This is a genomic window from Rhizobium sp. Leaf321 (assembly GCF_001423215.1).
In the GTDB taxonomy this organism is placed as follows: domain Bacteria; phylum Pseudomonadota; class Alphaproteobacteria; order Rhizobiales; family Rhizobiaceae; genus Neorhizobium; species Neorhizobium soli.
Genome location: NZ_LMOF01000006.1, coordinates 579,729 through 602,894 on the forward strand (window position 1 = coordinate 579,729; position 23,166 = coordinate 602,894).

A 23,166-nucleotide genomic window follows, 5' to 3' on the forward strand; every position below is an offset into this window, starting at 1 on the left:
CCAGTGCTTTATCCCCTTCGATCGCATGATATACAGACGGTCAGGGACGCGCCTGTGAACGGCATAGGAGGAGAATTGCATGAGTGAGCAGCAGCCGCTTTGGTCGCCATCGGAGGAGACGTTGCGGACAGCACCGCTTGCCCGCTTCATCGTCTGGTGCAGCGAGCGGTATTCAATCGGTTTTGAGGATTACGACGCATTCCACAGCTGGTCGATCGAACAGCGCGGCGATTTCTGGTCCGCCGTCTGGGATTTCTGCGGCGTCAAGGGCGACAAGGGCGACGTCTACCTGGACGACGATGGCGAGATGCTCGCCGCCCGCTTCTTTCCCCATGCACGCCTGAACTTCGCCGAAAACCTGCTTGCCGGCAGCGGAGCCGACGCGAAGACCTCGGACGCTCTGGTCTTCTGGGGCGAGGACAAGGTCAAGGACCGTTGGTCCTGGGAAAGGTTGCAGGGCGAGGTGTCAAGGCTTCAGCAGGCATACCGCGCACTCGGCATCGGCAGGGGAGATCGCATCGCCGCGATGATGCCGAATATGCCTGAAACGATCGCCTGCATGCTGGCAGCAGCCTCTATCGGGGCAATCTGGTCTTCCTGCTCACCGGATTTCGGTGAACAGGGCGTGCTGGACCGGTTCGGACAGATCGGCCCAAAGCTGTTCATCACCTGCGATGGCTACTGGTACAACGGCAAACTGCAGGATGTGTCGGCAAAGGTCGACGCGGTTTCAAAGACGCTCGGGGTACCGGTTCTGGTCGTGCCCTATGCAGGGTCGCAGGACAAGAATGCCGCGCCGCTCGCAAAGACCCTCTCCGACGGCCGCGCGCTTGCCGATTTCCTGGCGCCGTTTGCGGCACGGACCGTCGAATTCGAGCCGCTGCCGTTCTCGCATCCGCTCTACATCCTGTTTTCGTCAGGCACGACCGGCGTCCCGAAATGCATCGTCCACTCGGCCGGCGGCACGCTTCTCCAGCATGTGAAGGAACATCGGCTGCATTGCGGCATCGAGCCGGGTGAAAACCTGTTCTATTTCACCACATGCGGCTGGATGATGTGGAACTGGCTGGTCTCCGGTCTCGCAGTTGGCGCCACACTCTGCCTCTATGACGGTTCGCCCTTTGCTCCGGATGGCAACATCCTGTTTGACTATGCGGAACAGGAGCGGTTCGCCGTTTTCGGCACGTCCGCGAAATATATCGACGCCGTGCGCAAAAGTGGCATCGTGCCTGCGCAGAGCCACGATCTGTCCACCCTTCGCCTCGTGACCTCGACGGGCTCGCCGCTGTCACCGGAAGGCTTTTCCTTCGTCTATCAGGGCATCAAGAACGACGTCCATCTCGCCTCCATCTCCGGTGGCACGGATATCGTCTCCTGCTTCGTGCTGGGCAATCCGCTGAAGCCGGTCTGGCGCGGCGAGATCCAGGGGCCGGGACTCGGCCTTGCCGTCGATGTCTGGAACGACGAGGGCCAGCCGGTGCGTGGCGAAAAGGGCGAACTGGTCTGCACCAAGGCATTCCCCTCCATGCCGCTGATGTTCTGGAACGATCCCGACGGTCAGAAATACCGAGCCGCCTATTTCGAGCGGTTCGACAACATCTGGTGCCACGGCGATTTCGCCGAATGGACGTCCCATGGCGGCATCGTCATCCATGGCCGTTCCGATGCGACGCTTAATCCCGGCGGGGTTCGGATCGGCACGGCTGAGATCTACAATCAGGTCGAGCAGATGGACGAGATCGCCGAAGCGATCTGTATCGGCCAGGACTGGGACGAGGATGTGCGCGTCGTGCTGTTCGTCCGGCTGGCGGACGGACTGACGCTGGACGACCGACTGACCAGGGAGATCAAGGCGCGTATTCGCGCAGGCGCCTCGCCACGGCACGTGCCGGCAAGGATCATCCAGGTCGCCGATATTCCCCGCACCAAATCCGGCAAGATCGTCGAACTTGCCGTGCGCGATATCGTTCACAATCGGCCGGTCAGAAATCGGGAGGCGCTTGCCAACCCGGACGCGCTGGAGCTGTTTGCCAATGTCGCGGAGTTGCGGAATTGACGGCCATCAGGTGCCCTGTGCCATTGCGGGTCGCCGTTCCTGCATTGCCGGAACTGGTATTGGTTTTTAACGGCGTGTTAAGCCTCGCCCGCCAAAACTGATCCGGCATGATACTTTTCGTGTAGGGAAGATGAGCAAGGCTCAGGCTTTGCTGATTAGGAAGTCTTCCGTCACTTTTCGAACAGCATCAATTCCAGGCAGCCTCAGGGCTGCCTTCTTTTTACGTGCGTTCAGTTGGCAAGCACCCGCTGCGGCGGAAAGGTGATTTCCACCAGCGTTCCCTCGTTCGGCGCCGAGCTGATCGAGAAGGCTGCCTTGTTTGCATCCACCATCGCCTTGGTAAGCGGCAGCCCGAGACCTGTTCCGTCGCCACGCTTGCGGGCAGCACCGGCAACCTGCCGGAAAGGCTTCATCGCAAGTTCCAGTTCCGCCCGGGTCATGCCGATCCCGGTATCCCGGATACGCAGCGCCACGCTGCCATTCGGCTCGTAGGCGGTCGACACCACGATCTGCCCGCCCGATGGCGTGAAGCGGATCGCATTCGAAAGAATGTTGAGTGCAATCTGCTTGACCGAGCGCAGATCGGCCACGACTTGCGGCACAGCCTGCGACAGCGCGGTGCGGATGATCACCCGTTGGCCGTTTGCCTGCGGCTGCACCAGCGACACGGCTTCCGATATCGTCTCGTTGAGACCGACAGCGACGAAATCCAGCTCCATCTCGCCGGCTTCGATTTTCGAGATGTCGAGAAGGTCGTTGACGATGTCGAGTACGTGGCGACCGGACCGACCGATGTCGTTGGCATATTCGATATAGCGCGGATGGCCGATCGGCCCAAACCGCTCGCCGGCCATCATGTCTGAAAAGCCGATGATGGCGTTAAGCGGCGTGCGGATCTCGTGGCTGACATGCGCCAGGAAATCGCTCTTGTGCGCGTTGGCTGTCTCGGCGGCGCGCTTTGCCGTGCGAAGCTCGTCTTCGGTGCGCTTCCACTGGGTAATATCGCGGATCACGGCGCAATAACCGTTCGACGAGGTCAGCTTGCCGATCGTCATAAACAGCGGCAAGAACCCGCCGGACGCTTCGCGACCGATCACCTCGCGGCCATCGTTCAGCACGCTGGCAACGCCATGCCCGGCAAGTCCGGAAAGATAATCCACGATCGCCCGCTGGCTTTCATGGGCAAACAGCATCACGAACGGTTTGCCGTCGATTTCTTCCTGATCGTAGTTGAACAGCGCGCTTGCCGCCCTGTTCACCGAACGGATCTCGCCATCCGCACCGATCAGCACGACGCCATCGGTCGCAGTTTCCAGGATTGCCCGCAACTCTTCGACTTCCACCTGCAGCCGGACCAACTGGTCGGCAGGGCGGACGGTGCGGGCAACCGTGCGGATTTCCTCGCCCGGGTGATCGGACAGCGAGTTTGCTTCCGACGCGTCGGATGTCGTCGGCATCAGCGCCAGCATCAGGGCCGTCGTGTCGTCCCAGCGAACCGATTGCAGACGTGCGGTTACCGGCAGGATCTCGTCGTCGGCACGCACCACCACCATGCCGCTTGGTCTCGCACCATCGCCATCGAAGTCCTGGCGCTGCAAGAGGGCATCCAGACCGCCGACCTCTTCCAGTTCCTTAAGTGATGCATAGCCGGTCAGCTTGAGGAATTCCGGATTGCAATGGATCAGCGTGTCGCCGTTGTGAACGAGCAGTGCCACCGGCATCTGGTCGACAATCTCGGCGGAGAGGCCGATGCGCTCGCGCACCGGGATCATGCTCAGCAGAGGGACGTCGGATGGCTCGACATGCTCTGGCTCCGGCGCAACATCTGCGGGCTCAAGCATTGCTGCAGCCGGGATTTCCGTGCCAGCGTCGTCCTCGCTGTCGCTCTGGTTCTCGTTTGCAGCGACAGGCGGGAAGTCCGAGGCGAAGTGGTCGTCAACAGCGCTGCCGTCGAGATCCGTTTCGGATGCCTCGATGCTATGGCCTTCGTCGCCCGCCTGAGCGGCGATCTCGGCCTCATCCGACACGTGGTCTTCTGCGGCCGGTGCCTCTTCGGCGGAACGCACCTCTTCTTCGGTTGCCATGTCTGAAGCAGGCTGCTCCTGCCAAGTATTGGTCACATCAGTCTCATCTGCCACTGGCTCTGAAACGTCAGTATTCTTCGCGGAAATCTCGCTTGCGGGGGAAGCTTCGCTCGGCGCTGGTTCAGTCGGCGCAGTCTCGGCGCTCACTGGCGTTTCTTCCGTTGCGCGGTCGAGCTGGCGCCCAATCTCGCGGAAGGCCGCCTGTTCGACCGGCGTCAGGCGGGCGCGGTGTTCTTCGAGCTGGATGACCTTGTCGGACTGGCGACGGCCGGGGTTCTCGACCAGTCGCAGCGCAGGACGCTCACCGGCTGGCCACTCGAGCGGGGCAGCGTCGGAACGGTCGCTATCGGAATAGGTGGTTCCGTAGATAGCGCTATCGGAGGGGGACGTTGCTTCGGGCTCCGCCGGTTGCGCTTCCGTCTCCACCGGGCGGTCTTCCAGAACGTCGGAGACCTGCTCCGCGTCATCGGATGGCAGATCGGCGTCGTTTACCGCGTCCTCGATGCCCGGTTCGTCAGTCTCCTTGACCGCTTCATCCTCGACCGTCGTCGGCGAAAGCGCCAGGCCGGTGGCGTCAGGATCATCCTTGGCGTCGGCGATCCGCACGATGCCGAAGCCGCGGAAGCCGTCGAATTCGCGACTGCGGGTATAGGTGGGCAGTGCCGCCAGATCGACCGGCACGACAAGTGCCGTGCCCTCTACCGGCCACCAGATGGTTTTGCCCGACCAGGTGTCGCGCTTGCCGAGCAGTTCGGTGATGCGCCCCTCGGGATCGAGATGGAAGAGAGCGGCGAGGTCGGAAAACGCCATGCCGACAACATCTGCCGCATGCGGTCCCACGGCCTTGGCGAATTCGCCCGAGACTTCTGTAAACTGCCCATCGGCATCGATCTTCCAGACGAAACGCACAGCGCGTGAATCGCGGCTGAACACAAAGCCTTCCACGTCGCCGGATGCATCGGGCTCGGCAACCGTAGTTTCGGGAGCGGCGACCGATGTCAGAGCCTGCTCGCTCCGTGTTTCGGCGGGCTCGGATGCTTCCGCAGCCTCCGGTGCCGGAAAGCGGTCTTCCGCGATCTCATGCGCCGGAATGTCTTCGACAACATTCTCCGACACGATGTCTTCGGCAACTGCTTCCGGAGCGGGCTCCAGATCGACTTCTTCACTCTCCGGCTCTACCGCCGCCGCTTCTTCAACTGGTACGTCGCCATCGACCGGCGCGTCAGCAACCGTAGCTGCGTCGTTAACCGCGGTTACCGCAGCCTCTATTTCCGCAACCGGCTCCGGCTGCTCGGCGGGCTCGTAAATTTCTTCGTCCGCCGCAGTCTCTTCAATCGCGACCGTGTTGATCTCGGTTGCCTCTGCCGCCGTCACGGTTTCAGGAAGCTCGAACTCTTCCTGAGCCTCAACATCGTCCTCGATCGCGGCAAGGGCGTCGATGACGGCGGTCTCGTCATTGGGCACCATCGCAACGACGCCGGGATCAACCAAGGTTTGCGGGGTAACCGCGTCATCGGTCGCCATATCGACCGTGAATAGAATGTAGAGGGCAGGGGCGTCCGAAAGCTTGCCGATGGCAGCCGGAAGGTTGCCCTTGGCGGTCGTGATCGGCCGTTTGGCAAGCCGGCTGGGATCGGCGGATGCCGTCGCCGAAAGTGTCGTGATCGCCGCTTCCGATATGTCGAGACTTCCAAAACGCTCGGAGGCAGCGGCAACCTTGCCTGCCGCGTCAACGATAGCGATATGGGTGTCTGCTTCCTCGAAGCCCTCGATCATCCGCTCCGCACGCTCGGCGATCGTTGCAAGCTCCCGCTCGGGTGCTGCCGAAAACAGAATGGCCCGCTCGCCATGGACTTCGACAAGTTCACAGGCCCCGCGAAGCACGACCCGTTGGAAACCTGAAATAACGCGGACTGCGAGGCCTCTTGTATCGCCGACCTTGGCAAGCTGGCGGGCGGTTGCCTCGACCTGACGAAAGGCCACGTCGGCGCGGTTCGGCCCCTGATCGATCAGGTCGTAGATCGAGCCAAATCCGAAGAGCGCTGCACCGCGTCCGTTCGCCCACAAAGGCATGCGCATGTCGGAGGAAAACAGCACTATACCGTCGCCCGCTGCAAAGCGTTCCCTGACGCGCTCGTGGACGGCGATGTCGATGAAAGGGTACTGTACAGAGGACATGAACGACCTGTCGGTTAACTACCGGCATTCCTGAGAGACTTAATCCTTCGTTAATACCTTGCCCCCCTTCCGGGGTCCACAGGCCGACCGGTTAAACCTCCGTCAGGGTTAACGGCGGCGCTTTTGTGCGCCGCACAAATTCGTTGCGCGGCACAACGTTTGCGATTATATTTCAGGCATCCAACTCCGGCTTTTGCCCATTTAAAAGTCGGGGTAGGGCCTTGGAGGAGCTTTCGCGATGGCACACGGCACAGAAGAGATGTTTTCGTTTTCCGCTTTCGATCCCATGAAGCTTGGCGAACGCCTTCGCGACTTTGCCGGGCAGGGCGCAAGCCAGTCCAGTGAAGCCTATGCTAGGATGAAAGCCGCGACAGAGGAAGCCACCATGGCGGTGGAATCCACAGTTCACACGGCCCAGTCCGGTTCCGTTGAACTCGGGCTTAAGGCAATGGAAGCGTTCCGGTCCAATGCGGATCTGTCGCTCTCGCACATGCAGGCGCTGCTCGGCGTCAAATCAGCGTCGGAATTCTTCGAATTGCAGACCTCGTTCATCCGCCGTCAGGCAGAGGCGACGGTCGAGCAGGCAAGATCCATGCAGGACATGGCCCGCCAGCTTGCAGAAGACGTGTCGCGGCCGGGCAAGGACGCTGCCGAAAAGGCAATGGCAAATTTCCGAACCGCTTGATCGCGACCAGCGCATCACGCCCATATTCCATGGCCGCCGACTGGGCGGCCATTCCATTTTTGGCTTCGTTCTCTCAAAAGGGGCTTGCCAAACGCTGCCGATGGCAGTATCAGCACCGGCGACGCGATTTAGGCGTCTTGTGCGGTTGTAGCTCAGTTGGTTAGAGCGCAGGCTTGTGGCGCCTGAGGTCAGTGGTTCGACCCCACTCAACCGTACCACTTCTTTTCCTGGAATTTCAGATCAGTGAAGCGGCTTGTCGCCGGCAATCCGCATGGCGTCCTGAAACACACGGCCGAGCCTGGCGCGTTCTTCGCCCAGTTGGACCAGGGCCTTGTTGAACCGCCGCGCTACGGCAGCATCGATATCGCTCCGCCGGACCTGGTTTGGTTTCTGGCCATCCTGCGATTTGACAATCATCGGGCGACCGATGTTTTCCTGAAACTGCGCCAATGTCATGCCCGCCTTCAGCAACAGCGTGCGCATATGAGTCCTTTTTTCGGTCGCTAGCGTCAACCGGAAAGCATTGACCAGCGAGTCCTTGGAGGCCGGCAGGTCGCGCACGTCGAAGAGGTCGTTCTTCGTCTCGTGTTCGCGCAAATAGGTCAGGTGAAGCTCCACAAGGCGATGCGCTGCCTCGAGAATGTCAGCATCGGTGCTTCCGGGTATACCCAGATTTTCAAAACGTTTCGAACTCGACTGATGCATATTGACGTCCCTATTCGAGCAGAGAACGCGCGAAGACTGTTTTTGTTCGAAAAAGCGGCAAACAACGGGCTCGGATCTGCGACGACGCTCAACACTTTTTGTTGCAGTGCAGCGAATGCCCTTGCCGTGGGGGCATCAATGCATATCTATTGGGCTCTGGCGGCACCAAAATTGTGCAGTCGAACTTCGGGCTGCTTGCCCCCTTCACTGCCTAGCGGCAGATTTTGACGGAAGGAAGATTACCATGACGGTTTCCATTAATAACTTTCGTGCCTCGACAGAACAGGTTCTCGCACCGGATCAGGTGGCTGGGTTGATTGCCCAGGCGCGCCAGGCTGCCGGCTACAGCATCGACGATCTTGCCGTTACGACCGGATTGGTCACGGACGAGATCGTGGGTATGGAGAACGGCACGGATTTCGATCCTGCCAAGTTGAAGCGCATCGCAAATGCCCTCAAGATGCCGATGTCGGTTCTGAAGGCGTCGTAATCGCAGACGTCCGGCCTATCAGGCTGGACGCTGTGAATGCTTAAGGCCCGCTTCTCGCGGGCTTTATTTTTGTCCGGACGGCGGTTTCCACACGAAGATCCGCGCTTCCTCCTGAATGACTTCCCGCAGGAAATCCGCGACGGTTCGAACCCGCACCAGGTTCCTGGCCGTCTCGTGATAACTGCTCCAATAGGCCCGGCGAATGGAGATGTCCGGAAGGATGCGGGTCAGGTTCATGTCCTGCGAAGCGACATAGTCGTGCAGAATGCCGATCCCGGCGCCGGACCGCACCGCTTCGATCTGGCCGATTGCGCTCGAAATCTCGAACCCGGCATCCCAGTTGCGCATCACCTCGCCGGTGAAGTTCAGCGACGGGGAAAAGATCAGGTCTTCCACATAACCGATCCGCGCATGGTCCTTGAGGGCCTCGATACTGTCGGGCACGCCTGCGTCCTGGAGATAGGCTTTCGAGGCGTAGAGGCCGAGCGTGTAATCCGTCAGCCGCGATGAGACCAGGCGCCCCTGTTCTGGCCGGTCGATCGTGATTGCGATATCCGCTTCCCGTTGCGACAGCGAAAACGAGCGTGGCACCGGCACGAGTTGCAGTTTCAGCTGCGGATGCCGCTTCGTCAGCATTCCCAGGCGCGAGGCAAGGAAGTGCACGCCGAACCCGTCGGGTGCGCCGACCCGCACGGTACCGGCAATTGCCGCGTCGATCCGACCGGTACTCGCCTGCGCGTCCAGCATTTCCGTTTCGATCCGCTCGGCGGCCCGCAGAAACACCTCTCCCTCCGGCGTCAACTCGCAGCCATTGGTGCGGCGGATCAGCAGCCGCGTGCGCAGATCCTCTTCCAGCGCTGATATCCGTCGCCCGACCGTCGCATGGTTGATCCCGAGCCGACGGGATGCCGCAAGAATTTGTCCGCTGCGCGCGACAGCGAGGAAAAGCCGCAGGTCATCCCAGTTCATCGTTACCTCCAGGGCGGGTATCGTTGTGTCGAATTTCGCACAACGGATGCGTAAACCATGGCGTTGCCTTGTGCAAATTGACGCGTATCCTCGCCGCTTACAATTTCAAGAAGGAGGATCACCATGTACGAGATCGGTCATTTCATCGGCGGCAAGCATTTTGCCGGCACGAGCGGGCGCACGGCCAATGTCTTCAATCCGGCAACGGGCGAAGTCCAGGCGACCGTGGCGCTTGCGAGCGATGCGGATCTGAATGCAGCCGTCGAGAATGCCAAGGCTGCCCAGCCGAACTGGGCCGCCACCAACCCGCAGCGCCGCGCCCGCGTCTTCATGAAGTTCGTCCAGTTGTTGAATGACAACATGAATGAACTTGCCGAGATGCTGTCGCGCGAGCATGGCAAGACGATCGAGGATGCCAAGGGCGACATCGTTCGCGGTCTTGAAGTCTGTGAATTCGTCATCGGCATCCCGCATCTTTCCAAGAGCGAGTTCACCGAGGGTGCCGGTCCGAACATCGACATGTATTCCATTCGGCAAGCGGTCGGCATCGGTGCCGGCATCACGCCGTTCAACTTCCCGGCGATGATCCCGATGTGGATGTTTGCACCCGCGATTGCCTGCGGCAATGCCTTCATCCTGAAGCCTTCCGAGCGCGATCCGTCCGTGCCGATGCGTCTGGCCGAACTGATGATCGAGGCAGGCCTTCCGGCCGGCATTTTGAACGTCGTCAACGGCGACAAGTCCGCGGTCGATGCGATCCTGACGCATCCGGATATCTCTGCCGTCTCGTTTGTCGGCTCGACGCCGATCGCCCGCTACGTCTACGGAACCGCCGCCATGAACGGCAAGCGCGCACAGTGCTTCGGCGGCGCCAAGAACCACATGATCATCATGCCGGATGCCGATCTCGACCAGGCCGCCAACGCCCTGATGGGCGCCGGTTACGGCTCGGCCGGCGAGCGCTGCATGGCGATCTCGGTTGCGGTCCCGGTTGGCGAGGAAACCGCCAACCGCCTGATCGAGAAGCTGACACCGATGGTCGAATCCCTGCGCATTGGTCCCTACACGGACGAAAAGGCCGACATGGGCCCGGTCGTCACCAAGGAGGCCAAGGAGCGTATTCTCGGCCTGATCAACAAGGGTGTCGAAGAGGGCGCAAACCTCGTTGTCGATGGCCGCGATTTCAAGCTGCAGGGCTATGAAAACGGCAATTTCGTCGGCGGCTGCCTGTTCGACAACGTCACGCCCGACATGGACATCTACAAGACCGAAATCTTCGGCCCTGTCCTGTCAGTGGTGCGCGCCAAGACTTATGAGGAAGCGCTCGACCTGCCGATGAAGCACGAATACGGCAATGGTGTCGCGATCTATACCCGCGACGGCGATGCCGCCCGCGACTTCGCCTCGCGGATCAATATCGGGATGGTCGGCGTCAACGTTCCGATCCCGGTGCCGCTCGCCTATCACTCCTTCGGCGGCTGGAAGTCCTCGTCCTTCGGCGACCTCAACCAGCATGGCACGGATTCGATCAAGTTCTGGACCCGCACCAAGACGGTAACCAGCCGCTGGCCCACAGGCATCAAGGATGGCGCCGAATTCGTCATGCCCGTGATGAAGTAAGCCCTACTGTCGAATAGACACGCTCCGCCGCATTCTCGTGCGGCGGAGACATTGACCTCTTCCTAGGCGCTGCTAATTTACACATTCGTGTGAGGGGGAGTGTTCATCATGAATTACGAGTGGGACGTTTCGCGCGCGCGCCGCATCCGCCTGGCGAAAATCGGCATAACGTTTCTGGCGGCGACCTTCCTGTTTGCAGTTCCAGTCTGGTTTGCGGTACACATGGGCCTTGCCGGATAATGCCGGCAATAAAGCGCGTCATCGGCAGCGCAGCGTTCAAGGGCAATTTCGCAAACTTTGGAATTGTTCAAAACTAGCAAACCCACTATGTATGGGGCCGTGACGAGTCTCGGGAGACGAATATGCGCCTGACAAAGCAGACCAACTACGCCGTTCGCATGCTCATGTACTGTGCTGCGAACGAGGGGAAGCTCAGCCGCATCCCGGAGATCGCGCGCGCCTATGGCGTGTCCGAACTGTTTCTCTTCAAGATCCTGCAGCCTTTGACCAAGGCCGGCCTGGTCGAGACCGTTCGCGGCCGAAACGGCGGTGTTCGCCTCGGTCGCGCTGCCGACCGTATCACTCTGTTTGATGTGATCCGCGTGACGGAAGACAGTTTCGCGATGGCCGAATGTTTCGAGGAGGGCGTCGCCGAATGTCCTCTGGTCGATAGCTGTGGTCTCAACTCGGCACTTCGCAAGGCGCTGAATGCCTTCTTCGACGTGCTGGCAGACTATACGATCGACGATCTGGTCAAGGCGCGCCCGCAGATCAACTTCCTGCTTGGGATCGATCCGCCGCCGGCAATCGCCAAGATGGTCGCGGCACCGGCCGCCTGATCTCAATACAGATCTCATCGCAGCATCAGTTTAGCGGCCCGGCAGGTTGACCTCCGGGCTGTCTTCTTTAGGAGTAGGCAACGTTTCCTTTATTGATGGCCCCTTGAGCCTGGCTCCGGGTGGTCACCCAGATATTCGTTGCTATGCCCTTTTCCCAATTGCGTGAATTTGCCCTGACCGCGCTGGTCGGTGCCGGCGGTGCGCTGATCGCCGCGATGATCGGCTTCCCCGCTCCCTATCTGATCGGTCCGGCGCTGGCCGTGTCGCTTGCGGGTATCGCAGGCCTCACCCTCTCGATCCCGAAAATCGTCCGGAACGGCTGCTTCATCGTCATCGGCATCTCGATGGGGGCGACCGTCACGCCCGACATCCTGGTGGCGATCAAGCGCTGGCCTCTAAGCTTCGTGATGGTCATGGTTACCGTCACGGCCCTGCTTTACGTCGCGGCCTGGGTCATGCAGCGTTTCTTCCATTACGACCGCACCACGGCTTTCCTCGCAGCTTCGCCGGGACATCTGAGCTACGTGCTCAGTCTTGCCGCTGACATGCGTTGCGACCAGCGAACGGTCGGCATTTCCCAGAGCGTGCGCGTCCTTCTGTTGACCATCAGCGTGCCCCTGATTGTCACAGCATTCGATCTTGGCGGCGGAGATAGTGTCGCTCAGGTCATCGCGATGGACCTGCCGATGCTGTTGGGCATCCTTGCGATCTCGACCGTCATCGGCATGCTCTTCCTGCGCTGGAAGCTTCCCGCAGCCCTTCTGCTCGCCGGCACACTGGTTTCGATCTCAACCCACGTGACATCGTTCGCCACCGGTGGCGTTCCCTCCTGGCTCATTGTCCCCGTCTATATCCTTCTCGGCGCCAACATCGGAACGCGCTTTTGCGGCATCTCGCTTCTCGAGGTGCGCACAGCGCTCGTATCCGGCCTCGTGGTCACGGTGATCGTCTCGGTCATGGCGGCGGCCATGGCCGGCACCGTCTCGTATGTCCTGGACACACCGCTCGATGCGGCCCTGATCGCGTTTTCGCCCGGTGGGCTGGAGACCATGGCGGCGATGGCGGTCATGCTGCATGCCGACCCGACCTATGTCGGCGCCCATCACGTCCTGCGCCTGATCTTTCTGTCGATCCTGATGCCGTTTGCGCTCGGGCGCGATGAAACGGGTCCGGGCAAGTCCGCGACTGGCGTTGAAGATCGCCGGGACTTGTGATCTGTCGCTCAATGCGGTTGAAGGAGACCGGCTGTCGATATCAAAGAGGAGCAACCAATGAGCAAACAGGCTGGCAGAGCCATCATCGTCATGGGCGTCAGCGGCGCTGGAAAGAGTTCCGTCGCTGAGCGTCTGGCAGAGAGCCTGAATTGCCGCTTCATGGAAGGCGACAGTCTGCATCCGCAGTCCAATGTCGACAAGATGGCGCAGGGAACTCCGCTCACCGATGAAGACCGCTGGCCCTGGCTCGACGTGATCGGCGAGAAGATCGCCGAGGCTCTCGCGCGTTCAGAAGACCTCGTGGTGACCTGCTCTGCACTGAAAGTCGTCTACCGCGAACGGCTGCGCAGCGCTGCGGGTGGCAAACTGACCTTCGTGTTTCTCAAAGGAAGCCAGGAGCTGTTGAGCCGCCGGATGGGCGAGCGCAAGGGCCATTTCATGCCGACGTCTCTGTTGCAAAGCCAGCTCGCCACGCTGGAAAGCCCCGAGGGTGAAGCAGGCGTCGTGACCGTCGACATTGACGCCACGCTCGACCGCATCGTGGCAGATGCCGTAGCGGGGTTGAAGGATACGATATGACACGCGATCCTAATTCAAGATAAACTGTTTGAGTGTCGAATTATTTTCAAAATTCTAATGCTTTCGGTGATCCGACATGCCTGACTTGCCGTACAACGCAAACTTATAATGTAACTATGCTGCCAGGTGCCTCTCTTATCGCCCCGTCCAGTATAGGCAACAGGGCGTACGGAGAGAGTTGCGGATGCGAGATTCGATGCAGAGTGCAGGCGGGAGTTCACTTCGTCGGGTACCGAAACAGGAAAGAAGCCGCGAACGCATTGATGATATCCTGAAGGTCTCGATGGAGCTGATCGGCGAAAAGGGTATCGATGCGGTCACGATGAAGGAGATTGCGTCTCTTTCAGGTGGTCCGATCGCCTCCGTCTACCAGTATTTCCCCAACAAGTCGGCGATCATCGCCATGCTCCATGAGCGCTATGTCGAGGAAGTCCGCGGTATCATCGTCGGACATATTCCGCAGATCTCGACGGCTGAAGACGCGCTGGATGCAACGGACGTTCTTTTCGACCTCTATTACACCCGCATGCGCGAAAAGCCGTCGACGCAGGATCTGTTGAACGCCATCCAGGCCGACAAGGCGCTGGCAGACCGTGACATTACCGAAACCCGCTTCCAGGCCGACCTCTTCTTCGAGATCACCAAGCGGTTCGTCAGCGAACAGCTTTGGGAGAACTACGCCCGCACACTGTTTCTTATGTTCCACATGGCCGCGGCAACATTGCGTCTGGCGCTGATGGTGACGGAAGACGAGGCAGCCAAAATCGTTGCACAGTTCAAGTCGATCGTGCGGGCACAGTCGACCTATTACTTCAAAGGCAGTTTTCCCGTATCGTTGTAAGCTACAGCCCGAGTTTGTCCCGCATGCCGTACCACCAGGCCCCAAGCGCGGTGAGCGGCACGCGAAACGCCCGCCCGCCCGGGAAGGGTAGGTTGGGCAGGGATGCCCAGGTATCGAACCTCTCCGCATGGCCGGCCACCGCTTCGCCCAGGATCTTGCCGAGCAGATGCGTGGTGGTCACGCCGTGGCCGCTGTCGCCGTGCGAGAAGAACACGGTGTCGGACAGCTTTCCCACATGCGGAATGCGGGTCAGCGTCAGTGCGAAATTGCCGCTCCACGCGTAGTCGATCCTGACATTCTTCAGCTGCGGGAAGGTCTTGAGCATGTTCGGGCGGATCACGCCCGTCAGGTCCTTCGGGTCGCTGCCGCCATAACCGATCCCGCCGCCGTAGAGCAGCCGGTTGTCGGCGGTGCGGCGATAGTAATCGAGAATGTAATTGGCATCCTCGACGCAGTAATTTGCGGGCAGAAGGCGCTCGATCAGGCCCGCATCCAGCGGCTCCGTCGCCATCACCTGGCTCGAAACCGGCATCATCCGGCCATGGATCTCCGGCAGCAGCGGCGATAGATAGGCGTTGCCGCACACCAGCACATAGGATGCCGTGACACGACCCTTGTCGGTTCTGACCACGGGCTTTGCCGTCTGGTCGATACCCACCACCCGCGATCCCTCGAAAATCTGCGCGCCCAGGCTTTCGGCAGCTGCCGCTTCCCCGAGCACGAGGTTGAGCGGGTGAATATGGCCACCCTTCCTGTCGATCATGCCGCCGGCATAGCGGTCGCTTTTCACATAGCGTCCGACGTCTGCCTTCGAGACCATCTCCAGCCCGTCATGGCCGTGCTGTTCCCAGACGGCCTTGTGCAGCTCCATCTCGCGCACCTGCTTGTCCGTAAAGGCCGCGAAGAAACCGCCAGGCACGAGATCGCAGTCGATCCCGTATTGCGCTACGCGGGCGCGGATGATCTCGCCGCCTTCGAGCGACATCGCGCCAAGCTGCACGGCCTTGTCGCGCCCGTAGCGTCCGGCGATCGTTTCCAGATCGCGGCTATAGCCGTTGACGATCTGCCCGCCATTGCGGCCCGAAGCGCCGAAGCCGATCCGCTCCGCCTCCAGCACCACGACGGAATAGCCGCGCTCGGCCAGTTCGAGAGCGGCCGAGATGCCGGAAAAGCCCGCGCCGATCACGCAGACATCGGCCTCGATCTCGCCCTCGAGGGCAGGGCGCACACGCTTGTCATTGGCCGAGGCGGCATACCAGGAATTGGCGTGGCGGGGATTGTCTGCGGGTTTGAAAGCCATCTTACACCGTCCTGATATAGGCGTCGTATTCGACGTCGGTCACCCGCAGAGAAAATTCCGACAGCTCCTGCTGCTTGCAGGCCGTGTAGAGCGACCGGTATTTCGGCCCGAGCGTCGCGTAGGCGAACGTGGAGCGGGAAAACTGCTGCAGCGCATAGTCCCAGTTGGTCGGCAGCGGTTCGTGGCTGATCGCATGGTCGTCGCCGGTAATCGCCCCGCCCGGATTGCGCTTTTCCTTGATGCCGGCAAGGGCTGCACTGAGGATCATCGCCAGCACAAGATAGGGATTGGTGTCGGAACCTGCAACGCGGTGCTCGATGCGGGTCGCCGGCTTCGACGCGGTGATGACGCGCACGGCGGCCGAGCGGTTGTCGAAGCCCCAGGAGGCATAGGTCGGGGCATGTTCGGAAGGGCGCAGGCGCCGGTAGGAATTGGCATGCGGGGCAAACACCGCCATGCTTTCCCCCATGTTTTCCAAAAGCCCGCCCACCGAATGAAACAGCGCCTCGGACGGCCCGTTCTCGCCCATATAGACATTGCGGCCGTCGCTATCGATCAGCGAGAAATGCACATGCATGCCGCTTCCGGCCTGCGTGCCATAGGGCTTTGCCATGAACGTCGCGTCGAGATCGTTGGCGCGCGCCACGCCTTTGACGATCCGCTTGAGGAGCACCGCATAATCGGCAGCCTTCAGCGCGTCTGGCACGTGGTTGAGGTTGATCTCATACTGGCCCGGGCCGTTTTCCCGCAGTGTCGTATCGGCCGGTATCCCTTGCGCCCTCGCTGCGGAGGCGATGCCGTGGAAGACATCCTCGAAATCCTGCAGCTCGGAAATCGAGAGCACCTGTGTCTGGCCCGTATGCCAGCGGCCCTCGCGTGAATTCGGTGGCCGCACCGGGTCGATCGCCGAACGGATCGGGTCGATCAGGTAGAATTCCAGCTCCGTCGCCACGACCGGCGTCAGGCCGATCCGCTCGAAACCTTTGAGAACATTCGCCAGCACCTGGCGCGGATCGCCGTAAAATCCGGTCCCGTCCTGCTCGTTCATGCCCAGTAGAACCTGCGCCGTTGGCCGCTTCAGCCATGTCACACGCGACAGTGTGTCGGCGATGGGAAAGCAGATGCCATCCGGATCACCGGTGCCCTCCGCAAGGCCCGCGGCATTGACGTCGCGTCCCCAGACGTCGAGCGCGTAGACCGAGCGCGGCATCGCCATGCCCTTCGAAAGCACGTCGAGCGCTCGTTCGCGCGGGATCCACTTGCCCCGCGGCACGCCGTTGACGTCGATCACGAAGGCTTCGAGAACCTCGATATCGGGATTGTCATCGAGAAAGGTCCGGGCTGTATCGATCGTATCCATGAAAACACCGGTAGCCCAGACTTTCTCCTGCCGCTAGACCAAATGAAGAAGAGGGTCAGACGTTAAACCGCTCCGGCCTGTAAGCGGATATGTCGATCCGGGTCTTTTCGCCCATCATCGCTTCCGCGATGACCTGACCCGTGACCGGACCGAGCGTCAGGCCGTGATGCGCATGGCCGAAGGCGAACCACAATCCGTCGTGACGCGGCGCCTTGCCGATGACAGGCATCATATCCGGCGTGCAGGGGCGGGCACCCATCCAGGGCTCCTTGTCCAGCCGCTCACCAAGCGGAAAGATCTCGCGTGCCACAGCTTCGGCGCGGGCAAGCTGAACCGGTGTCTTCGGCGCATCGCGGCGCGCAAATTCGGCACCGGTCGTCAGCCGGATCCCCTGGTTCATCGGGGCCAGGAAATAGCCGCGCTCTGCATCCATCGTCCAGCCGTTGAGTTTCGCATTGCCCTTTGGCGCATAATGCATGTGGTAGCCGCGCTTGACGCCGACGAGGAAATTGTAGCCGAGCGGCTTGGTCACCGTGTCCGACCACGGACCAAGTGCGACCACGACATCCTTCGCCTCGACCACGCCTTCGCCGGCAATGATGCGCCAGCCGGTCGCGGTCTTCGAAAGGCTCTTTGCGTCACCCGTCAGCACCCGACCGCCAAGCTTTTCGAACAGCGCCACATAGGCACGCGTCAGCGCGAGCGGATCCTTGACCGCCCACGGGTCTTCCCATTTCAGCGCGCCGATGAAATCGTCGGAGAGATTGGGTTCCGCAACCGCAAGTTCCGCAGGCGTCAGAACCTTGAAGGAAAGGTCGTATTCGCGCTTCAGTCGGTCGGCTTCGCGCACCGTCTCGTCGAGCTTGGCCTGCGAGCGGAACACTTCCTGCCAGCCGTTCTTGGCAATCAGATCCTCGGCGCCCGCCTCGCGGATCAGTTCGTCATGGGTGGCGATCGAATGCTCGATCAGCGGCGCATAGGCGCGGGCGATCAGCTCATGCCTCGGCACATTGGAATGCCACCAGTATTTTGCCAGAAACGAGGAGACCGACGGCATCGCGCTCCAGTGAAAATGCGCGTCGATGCGGTTGTTCCTGGCATAGCGCAGGATCTGGGCGAACTGCTGGGGAAAGCTGTAGGGGACAACGCCCTCGCGCTGGATCAGGCCGGCATTGCCGTAGGAGGTTTCCATCCCGGGCTCCCTGCGGTCCACCAGGGCGACCGATTTTCCCCGTCGCGCCAATTGCAGAGCCGTCGAAACACCGATGATGCCGGCGCCGAGAACGATCACATCCGCTGCCATGATATTGAATCCATATGAGATAACTGAGCAGGTTACCATGACGCCGGGTCAGGCGCAGCGCAAATGAAAATTGCAGCGGCCGCCTGGATATCCAAGGGGTGAGGAGCGCTTGTGGAACTTGATCTAAATCAAATATAGCTTGACGCAACCAAGTTTGCGCTCCTAAGTCGATGACGCACTGACGGCCACCAGAACTTGCAGATGCACGCTTTGCAGACGCAATATCCTGCCGCGACCGCCGAATTTCTCTCTTGTCGCGCCCTCCGTCAGGGCTTCGGATTCATTCATGTCTGAAAAAGTCTCACATCGCGGGCTCGTCGTAGCCGCGATCATGGCAAGCATGGCGATGATCGCCATCGAAGCGACCATTGTCTCCACCGCCATGCCGCAGATCGCAGCCCAGCTCGGGCAGCTCAATCTCTACAGCTGGGTGTTTTCCGCTTTCCTCCTGTCGCAGACCGCGCTGACCGTCGTCTTCGGCAAGCTTTCCGATATCTACGGGCGAAAGCCGATCGTGCTGGCTGGCATCGCCGTCTTCCTGGTCGCCTCCATCCTCTGCGGATTTGCCTGGTCGATGCCGTCCATGATTGCCTTCAGACTGCTCCAAGGCATCGGCGCTGGCGCCATTCAGCCCGTCGCCATGACGGTGGTGGCCGATCTCTTTCCGGGCAGCCAGCGTGGAAAGGTTCAGGGCTATCTGGCCAGCGTCTGGGCGCTCTCGGCCGTGGTTGGCCCGCTGCTCGGCAGCGTCATCATCCATAACCTGCCCTGGGCCTGGATCTTCTGGATCAACGTGCCGGTCGGCCTTGCCGCTGCCGCAGCGTTCATCCTGTTCTACCACGAGGAAAAGCACACCCGGACGGTCTCGATCGATATCCTGGGCGCCGTGCTGTTTGCCGTCTCCATCTCGGCGCTGATGATTGGCCTCACGGTCTCCGAGACCGGATTGTCGACGTCCGCGATCGTCTCCTTCGTCCTGTTCGCCGTGTCGCTTGCGCTGTTCATCTGGCAGGAGCGTCGCGTCGAAGAACCGATGGTCGCGCCGGATCTCTGGCTCTACCGGCCGATTGCGGCCGCCAACATCTCTGTCTTCTTCGCCTCCATGGCGATCATGGGGCTCACGACGTTCCTGCCCATGTATGTGCAGACCGTGCTCAACCAGTCGCCGCTGGTGGCGGGCTTTGCACTGACCATGCTTCTCTTGGGATGGCCGTGCGGCGCAACGATCGCTTCGCGGAACTTCACCCGGTTCGGGCTGCGGCCCATCATGCTGGTGGGCGCCGTGTTCGTCCCCGTGGGAACCTTCCTCCTGACCCTGCTGACGCCATCCAGTTCGGCGGTGCTTGCGGGTGCCGGCTCGCTCGTCATGGGTTTCGGCATGGGCCTTCTCAATATCGGCGCACTGATCCTCACCCAGGGAAGCGTCGCGGCCTCGCAACGCGGCAGTGCCACGGCGTCGAACGTCTTTTCCCGCAACCTCGGCAGCACGCTGGGCGCGGCGATTCTCGGGGCGGTGCTGAGCTGGGGCCTGGTCCATACGACCAGCGGACAGGCGATCACGACCGACCAGCTGCGTGCTCTCCTGAACGGAACCGGTCTCGTGAGTGGCGATGCCGAAGCGGTTCGCCTTGCGCTGCAGGACGGCCTGCACGCGACCTTCCTGACCATGCTCCTGTTTGCCGTCCTGATCGTGCCCGCTTGCCTGTTCGTGCCCCGCGATGCCGTCCACAAGGACGAGCCCGCGCCGGCCTGAACCTTGAAATCTGGCGCCAACATGCCCATTTCGCTGTGAACGGGGCCCTATCGGGACCGATATCGTCACAACGACTATTAAGGTGGGTGGCACGATGCAGCAGATGACAAAGACAATCCGGGACCTGACGATCGAGGAGCGCGAAGACGCGCTGATCACCATGGCGCACGCGCTTGAAGGCGCTGCCAGAGAAGCCCTGGTCGAAGGTAACCGCCAGTTCGCTGCGATCTCCGGCAACATGGCCGAAGCGATCTTCATCAACGCCGATCAGCTTGCACGCGATCACGTCGAGGAAGCCGAACAGGTTCTCGAACAGGCCGTCCAGATCATGGTCGAATATGAAGCTGAACACCCCTACCGGATCGTCAGCACCGCGATCCACTGAGGACGGCGGCACGGCGGGCGACGGGCAACCTTGCCTGCCTCCCGCATTCTCTCGCAGTGGAGAAGACGCCACCTCATGCGGCAAGCCTTCACTGGTCTCCTATACAAAACGTCTGACATTGAACGCCTGCAAATCCAACGTCGAGTTCCTCGGCGATGGCGCAGATGGTAGCGTTGTGCTCCTTGGTGTCTGCGGGAATGGGAAAGAGCCAAAGGGCGGCGGCTCGTGGGCGGATGGCCGCAGACGGCCATAGTCCCGCATGAGCGCGAGTGTTCATCCCCTTTGGCTCTGCCACACATCGCCGAGCCACTCTGTTACATTCTTGATATGCAGATTGGCGATTTGAGAACGGAAAGTTCTCACGGTTTTCGTGTCGCCCCAGCTAAGATCAAGAACATGCAAAAAATCTCAAGCACTCCATCGAGCCTCTCAAGCCGCCTACAAAGCTGATTCAGAACGATGAATCTTCACCGGCGCTAAAATGCCGAGAGCTATCCCGTTCTGACCCCGCTTGACTCTTCTGTCGCGGCGGAACAGAAACAGAACACCAACATTCTTTGGGACATGAAGTCCTGTGCAACGCGAACCTTGAGGAGGGCCGTGAACGATGTCGCATGCCCCTGCCTCAAGGCTTGTCGAGGAACTGAGAGACCGGATTGCGCATCTGGAAGGCAGCGTGTCGCGCAAGGCGCTTGTGCTGCCCTTCGGGGTGCCTGACGTCGACGAGCGATTGCCGGGCGGGGGGCTTGCCTATGGCGCATTGCATGAAATTGCAGGTGGCGGGGCGGGTACAATCGACGGTGCCGCGGCCGCCCTGTTTGCGGCAGGTATTGCGGCGCGAGCCAAGGGAAAGGTTCTCTGGTGCCTGACCCGGCCGGATCTCTTTGCGCCGGCGCTGTCGCAGGCCGGGCTTCACCCCGATCGCGTCATCTATTGCGAAGCCGATAAGGAGGAGGACGTGCTTGCCTCGATGGAAGAGGGGCTGTCCTTCGGGGGATTGGCGGCCGTCGTCGGGGAACTGGTGAGGCTGCCGATGACCGCGTCGCGGCGTCTTCAACTGGCTGCCGAGAAGACGGGGACGCTCGGCCTGGTCGTCCGGCGCTGGCGACGGCAGACGGAGGCCTCCGACTACGGTCAGCCGACGGCGTCCACAACACGCTGGAGGATCAGCACCCTGCCGTCCGAGCCGCTTCCTGTCGCCGGCGTGGGACGGGCTAGGTGGCTGGCGGAATTGATGCGGGTAAAGGCGGGGCAATGTGCCGAGTTTGAGTTAGGAGCCTGCGATGCCGAGGGTCGTGTCTGTTTACTTCCCCTATCTAGCAACGGATCGGATACGTCGACATGGCGAGGAAGCCGTGTCGGTTGACCAGCCGCTGGTCGTGGTCTCGCGCAGCGGCTCGAAACGCTGGATATCGGCAGCCGATACGGCTTCCCGCAAGCTGGGCCTCAAAGTCGGCATGGCTGCCAGCAAGGCACAGGCGATGATTGGCAACCTTCATATGGTGGATGCCGATCCCGTTGCCGACGCCGCAGCCGTCGAGCGCCTGGCGCTATGGGCGCTTCGTCAATACAGCCCCGTCGTTGCCGTGGATGGAACGGATGGCATCGTCATGGATACCGAAGGTGCCGATCACCTTCAGGGTGGTGAAGAGCTGCTGATCTCCGGCGTTGTCAACGGTCTCCGCGGCAAGGGCCTGACGGCACGTGCCGCTGTCGCCGATACCTGGGGTGCGGCGCATGCACTGGCGCGACTGACGACGAACGAAACGACGGTGGTGCCGCGCGGTGATGTCACCAAGGCCGTGATCGGACTTCCAATCCACTGTCTGCGGCTTGCGGCAGATACGATCCAGGCATTGCGCATCCTGGGTATCGACACGGTAGGAGAGCTGTCGGCACTGCCGCGTGCGCCGTTGACACTGCGATTTGGTCCGGAGGTCGGACGCCGTCTCGATCAGCTCTTCGGCCGTCTTGCAGAACCCATCGATCCGTTGCGCACGCCGGATCTGGTCGAGGTGGCGCGCAATTTCCAGGAGCCCATCGGTGCGCCCGATACGATTGCAAAATACGTCCGCCGGCTGGTGGCGCAACTGACGGCAAAGCTGGAGGAGCGGGGGCTGGGCGTCCGGCGCTCCGATCTGATCATCCATCGCGTCGACAACACACGCCAGTGTCTTCGAGCAGGACTTGCCAAGCCCGTGCGTGATCCTGCCCGCCTGACAAAGCTTCTCTGTGACCGTATCGAAAAGATCGACCCGGGCTTCGGCATCGAGCGGATGGTGCTGGTGGCGGTCATGGCCGAGCCGCTGGAAATAAAGCAGGTCGCAAACGCGCTGGTAGAAGAGGCGGTGGTGGATGTGACGCCGCTTGTCGATATTCTCGGCAACCGGGGCCAGCGCCTTTACCGCATCACGCCGGTGGCCTCCGACGTTCCGGAACGATCTCTCCGGCGGATCGGACCGACGGCCGTCGAGACGGGTGCCGAGTGGGCAGCCAGGTGGCCGCGGCCGTCACGGCTGCTGGCTTATCCCGAAGAAATCGAAACCATGGCTGTCCTGCCCGACCAGCCGCCAGTCGTCGTCACTTGGCGCGGCAAGCGCCGCCGCATCGTTCGTGCCGATGGGCCCGAGCGCATCTTCGGCGAATGGTGGCTCCGGCCGCGCGAAATGCAGGCGGTGCGCGATTACTTCGTGGTCGAGGACGAGCACGGCGATCGGCTGTGGGTCTTCCGCGCCGGCGACGGCGTCGATGCAGGCACGGGGTCACACAAATGGTTCCTCCACGGCATCTTCGGGTGAGGCTTGA

19 protein-coding genes and 1 tRNA gene are annotated in these 23,166 nt (G+C 61.2%); 14 read left to right on the forward strand and 6 right to left on the reverse strand.

From position 1 onward, the window contains the following. Window positions 1-79 precede the first annotated feature (79 nt). Window positions 80-2,056 (forward strand): acetoacetate--CoA ligase, encoded by a 1,977-nt coding sequence (locus ASF70_RS09120; RefSeq protein ID WP_062579153.1) that lies wholly within the window; start codon window positions 80-82, stop codon window positions 2,054-2,056. Window positions 2,057-2,286: 230 nt separating this feature from the next. On the opposite strand, the gene ASF70_RS09125 is transcribed toward ASF70_RS09120, so the two are convergent. Then, window positions 2,287-6,318: a PAS domain S-box protein gene (locus ASF70_RS09125; protein ID WP_062579155.1), complete on the reverse strand. Its 4,032-nt coding sequence runs from the start codon at window positions 6,316-6,318 to the stop codon at window positions 2,287-2,289. Window positions 6,319-6,556: 238 nt separating this feature from the next. Here ASF70_RS09125 and ASF70_RS09130 point away from each other — a divergent pair, with 238 nt between their 5' ends. Then, on the forward strand, window positions 6,557-7,003 hold the full coding sequence (locus tag ASF70_RS09130; protein ID WP_062579158.1) for a phasin: 447 nt from the start codon (window positions 6,557-6,559) through the stop codon (window positions 7,001-7,003). Window positions 7,004-7,144: 141 nt separating this feature from the next. Then, window positions 7,145-7,221, forward strand: a tRNA-His gene (locus ASF70_RS09135). Window positions 7,222-7,243: 22 nt separating this feature from the next. Here ASF70_RS09135 and ASF70_RS09140 read toward each other — a convergent pair. After that, window positions 7,244-7,708, reverse strand: coding sequence for a hypothetical protein (locus ASF70_RS09140; RefSeq protein ID WP_062579159.1), 465 nt, complete (start codon window positions 7,706-7,708; stop codon window positions 7,244-7,246). A 244-nt stretch (window positions 7,709-7,952) separates the two neighbouring features. Between ASF70_RS09140 and ASF70_RS09145 the strand changes: the two genes are divergently transcribed. Continuing rightward, a complete protein-coding gene (locus ASF70_RS09145; RefSeq protein ID WP_062579161.1) occupies window positions 7,953-8,198 on the forward strand; it encodes a helix-turn-helix transcriptional regulator in 246 nt (81 codons plus the stop codon). A gap of 63 nt (window positions 8,199-8,261) precedes the next feature. Here the strand turns inward: ASF70_RS09145 and ASF70_RS09150 are convergent, their stop codons facing one another. After that, entirely contained in the window at window positions 8,262-9,167 is a 906-nt protein-coding gene (locus ASF70_RS09150; protein ID WP_062453760.1) for a LysR family transcriptional regulator, read from the reverse strand. A gap of 123 nt (window positions 9,168-9,290) precedes the next feature. Between ASF70_RS09150 and ASF70_RS09155 the strand changes: the two genes are divergently transcribed. The 6 genes from ASF70_RS09155 (at window position 9,291) to ASF70_RS09175 (ending at window position 14,260) form a co-directional block, all read left to right on the forward strand. Further along, on the forward strand, window positions 9,291-10,787 hold the full coding sequence (locus tag ASF70_RS09155) for a CoA-acylating methylmalonate-semialdehyde dehydrogenase (RefSeq protein ID WP_062579163.1): 1,497 nt from the start codon (window positions 9,291-9,293) through the stop codon (window positions 10,785-10,787). A 108-nt stretch (window positions 10,788-10,895) separates the two neighbouring features. Beyond that, window positions 10,896-11,027: a hypothetical protein gene (locus ASF70_RS24735; RefSeq protein WP_256413688.1), complete on the forward strand. Its 132-nt coding sequence runs from the start codon at window positions 10,896-10,898 to the stop codon at window positions 11,025-11,027. A gap of 122 nt (window positions 11,028-11,149) precedes the next feature. Beyond that, window positions 11,150-11,626: an iron-responsive transcriptional regulator RirA gene (rirA, locus tag ASF70_RS09160; protein WP_062453758.1), complete on the forward strand. Its 477-nt coding sequence runs from the start codon at window positions 11,150-11,152 to the stop codon at window positions 11,624-11,626. A 143-nt stretch (window positions 11,627-11,769) separates the two neighbouring features. Then, window positions 11,770-12,840, forward strand: a complete 1,071-nt coding sequence (locus ASF70_RS09165; protein ID WP_062579165.1) for an AbrB family transcriptional regulator — start codon at window positions 11,770-11,772, stop codon at window positions 12,838-12,840. A gap of 57 nt (window positions 12,841-12,897) precedes the next feature. Next, the gene (locus ASF70_RS09170) at window positions 12,898-13,419 is read left to right on the forward strand and encodes a gluconokinase (RefSeq protein ID WP_062453756.1); all 522 of its coding nucleotides are present in this window, start codon (window positions 12,898-12,900) and stop codon (window positions 13,417-13,419) included. 184 nt (window positions 13,420-13,603) lie between these two features. Then, window positions 13,604-14,260 (forward strand): TetR/AcrR family transcriptional regulator, encoded by a 657-nt coding sequence (locus tag ASF70_RS09175; protein ID WP_062579167.1) that lies wholly within the window; start codon window positions 13,604-13,606, stop codon window positions 14,258-14,260. Window position 14,261: 1 nt separating this feature from the next. On the opposite strand, the gene ASF70_RS09180 is transcribed toward ASF70_RS09175, so the two are convergent. Genes ASF70_RS09180 through ASF70_RS09190 form a run of 3 tightly spaced genes read right to left on the reverse strand, consistent with a single transcriptional unit; the run spans window position 14,262 to window position 18,223 of the window. Then, a complete protein-coding gene (locus tag ASF70_RS09180; RefSeq protein WP_062453754.1) occupies window positions 14,262-15,560 on the reverse strand; it encodes an FAD-binding oxidoreductase in 1,299 nt (432 codons plus the stop codon). Between the two features lies 1 nt (window position 15,561). Then, entirely contained in the window at window positions 15,562-16,920 is a 1,359-nt protein-coding gene (locus tag ASF70_RS09185; RefSeq protein WP_062579169.1) for a glutamine synthetase family protein, read from the reverse strand. A gap of 55 nt (window positions 16,921-16,975) precedes the next feature. Beyond that, a complete protein-coding gene (locus tag ASF70_RS09190) occupies window positions 16,976-18,223 on the reverse strand; it encodes an FAD-binding oxidoreductase (protein WP_062453752.1) in 1,248 nt (415 codons plus the stop codon). A 286-nt stretch (window positions 18,224-18,509) separates the two neighbouring features. Between ASF70_RS09190 and ASF70_RS09195 the strand changes: the two genes are divergently transcribed. The 4 genes from ASF70_RS09195 to ASF70_RS09210 all read left to right on the forward strand — a co-directional run bounded on the left by ASF70_RS09195 (window position 18,510) and on the right by ASF70_RS09210 (window position 23,159). Next, window positions 18,510-19,976: an MDR family MFS transporter gene (locus ASF70_RS09195; RefSeq protein ID WP_062453751.1), complete on the forward strand. Its 1,467-nt coding sequence runs from the start codon at window positions 18,510-18,512 to the stop codon at window positions 19,974-19,976. Between the two features lie 94 nt (window positions 19,977-20,070). Further along, window positions 20,071-20,361: a hypothetical protein gene (locus ASF70_RS09200; RefSeq protein WP_062579170.1), complete on the forward strand. Its 291-nt coding sequence runs from the start codon at window positions 20,071-20,073 to the stop codon at window positions 20,359-20,361. Between the two features lie 607 nt (window positions 20,362-20,968). Beyond that, window positions 20,969-21,727, forward strand: coding sequence for an ImuA family protein (locus ASF70_RS09205; RefSeq protein ID WP_062579172.1), 759 nt, complete (start codon window positions 20,969-20,971; stop codon window positions 21,725-21,727). Beyond that, the gene (locus tag ASF70_RS09210; protein WP_082471839.1) at window positions 21,645-23,159 is read left to right on the forward strand and encodes a DNA polymerase Y family protein; all 1,515 of its coding nucleotides are present in this window, start codon (window positions 21,645-21,647) and stop codon (window positions 23,157-23,159) included. The genes ASF70_RS09205 and ASF70_RS09210 overlap by 83 nt, the downstream gene beginning before the upstream one ends. The last annotated feature ends 7 nt before the right edge of the window (window positions 23,160-23,166 follow it).

What these genes read in the sequence shown, in the direction of transcription:
- ASF70_RS09120 (WP_062579153.1), top strand. Translation starts at nt 80, where the DNA reads ATGAGTGAGCAGCAGCCGCTTTGGTCGCCATCGGAGGAGACGTTGCGG.
- ASF70_RS09125 (WP_062579155.1), bottom strand. Translation starts at nt 6,318, where the DNA reads ATGTCCTCTGTACAGTACCCTTTCATCGACATCGCCGTCCACGAGCGC.
- ASF70_RS09130 (WP_062579158.1), top strand. Translation starts at nt 6,557, where the DNA reads ATGGCACACGGCACAGAAGAGATGTTTTCGTTTTCCGCTTTCGATCCC.
- ASF70_RS09140 (WP_062579159.1), bottom strand. Translation starts at nt 7,708, where the DNA reads ATGCATCAGTCGAGTTCGAAACGTTTTGAAAATCTGGGTATACCCGGA.
- ASF70_RS09145 (WP_062579161.1), top strand. Translation starts at nt 7,953, where the DNA reads ATGACGGTTTCCATTAATAACTTTCGTGCCTCGACAGAACAGGTTCTC.
- ASF70_RS09150 (WP_062453760.1), bottom strand. Translation starts at nt 9,167, where the DNA reads ATGAACTGGGATGACCTGCGGCTTTTCCTCGCTGTCGCGCGCAGCGGA.
- ASF70_RS09155 (WP_062579163.1), top strand. Translation starts at nt 9,291, where the DNA reads ATGTACGAGATCGGTCATTTCATCGGCGGCAAGCATTTTGCCGGCACG.
- ASF70_RS24735 (WP_256413688.1), top strand. Translation starts at nt 10,896, where the DNA reads ATGAATTACGAGTGGGACGTTTCGCGCGCGCGCCGCATCCGCCTGGCG.
- rirA (WP_062453758.1), top strand. Translation starts at nt 11,150, where the DNA reads ATGCGCCTGACAAAGCAGACCAACTACGCCGTTCGCATGCTCATGTAC.
- ASF70_RS09165 (WP_062579165.1), top strand. Translation starts at nt 11,770, where the DNA reads ATGCCCTTTTCCCAATTGCGTGAATTTGCCCTGACCGCGCTGGTCGGT.
- ASF70_RS09170 (WP_062453756.1), top strand. Translation starts at nt 12,898, where the DNA reads ATGAGCAAACAGGCTGGCAGAGCCATCATCGTCATGGGCGTCAGCGGC.
- ASF70_RS09175 (WP_062579167.1), top strand. Translation starts at nt 13,604, where the DNA reads ATGCGAGATTCGATGCAGAGTGCAGGCGGGAGTTCACTTCGTCGGGTA.
- ASF70_RS09180 (WP_062453754.1), bottom strand. Translation starts at nt 15,560, where the DNA reads ATGGCTTTCAAACCCGCAGACAATCCCCGCCACGCCAATTCCTGGTAT.
- ASF70_RS09185 (WP_062579169.1), bottom strand. Translation starts at nt 16,920, where the DNA reads ATGGATACGATCGATACAGCCCGGACCTTTCTCGATGACAATCCCGAT.
- ASF70_RS09190 (WP_062453752.1), bottom strand. Translation starts at nt 18,223, where the DNA reads ATGGCAGCGGATGTGATCGTTCTCGGCGCCGGCATCATCGGTGTTTCG.
- ASF70_RS09195 (WP_062453751.1), top strand. Translation starts at nt 18,510, where the DNA reads ATGTCTGAAAAAGTCTCACATCGCGGGCTCGTCGTAGCCGCGATCATG.
- ASF70_RS09200 (WP_062579170.1), top strand. Translation starts at nt 20,071, where the DNA reads ATGCAGCAGATGACAAAGACAATCCGGGACCTGACGATCGAGGAGCGC.
- ASF70_RS09205 (WP_062579172.1), top strand. Translation starts at nt 20,969, where the DNA reads ATGTCGCATGCCCCTGCCTCAAGGCTTGTCGAGGAACTGAGAGACCGG.
- ASF70_RS09210 (WP_082471839.1), top strand. Translation starts at nt 21,645, where the DNA reads ATGCCGAGGGTCGTGTCTGTTTACTTCCCCTATCTAGCAACGGATCGG.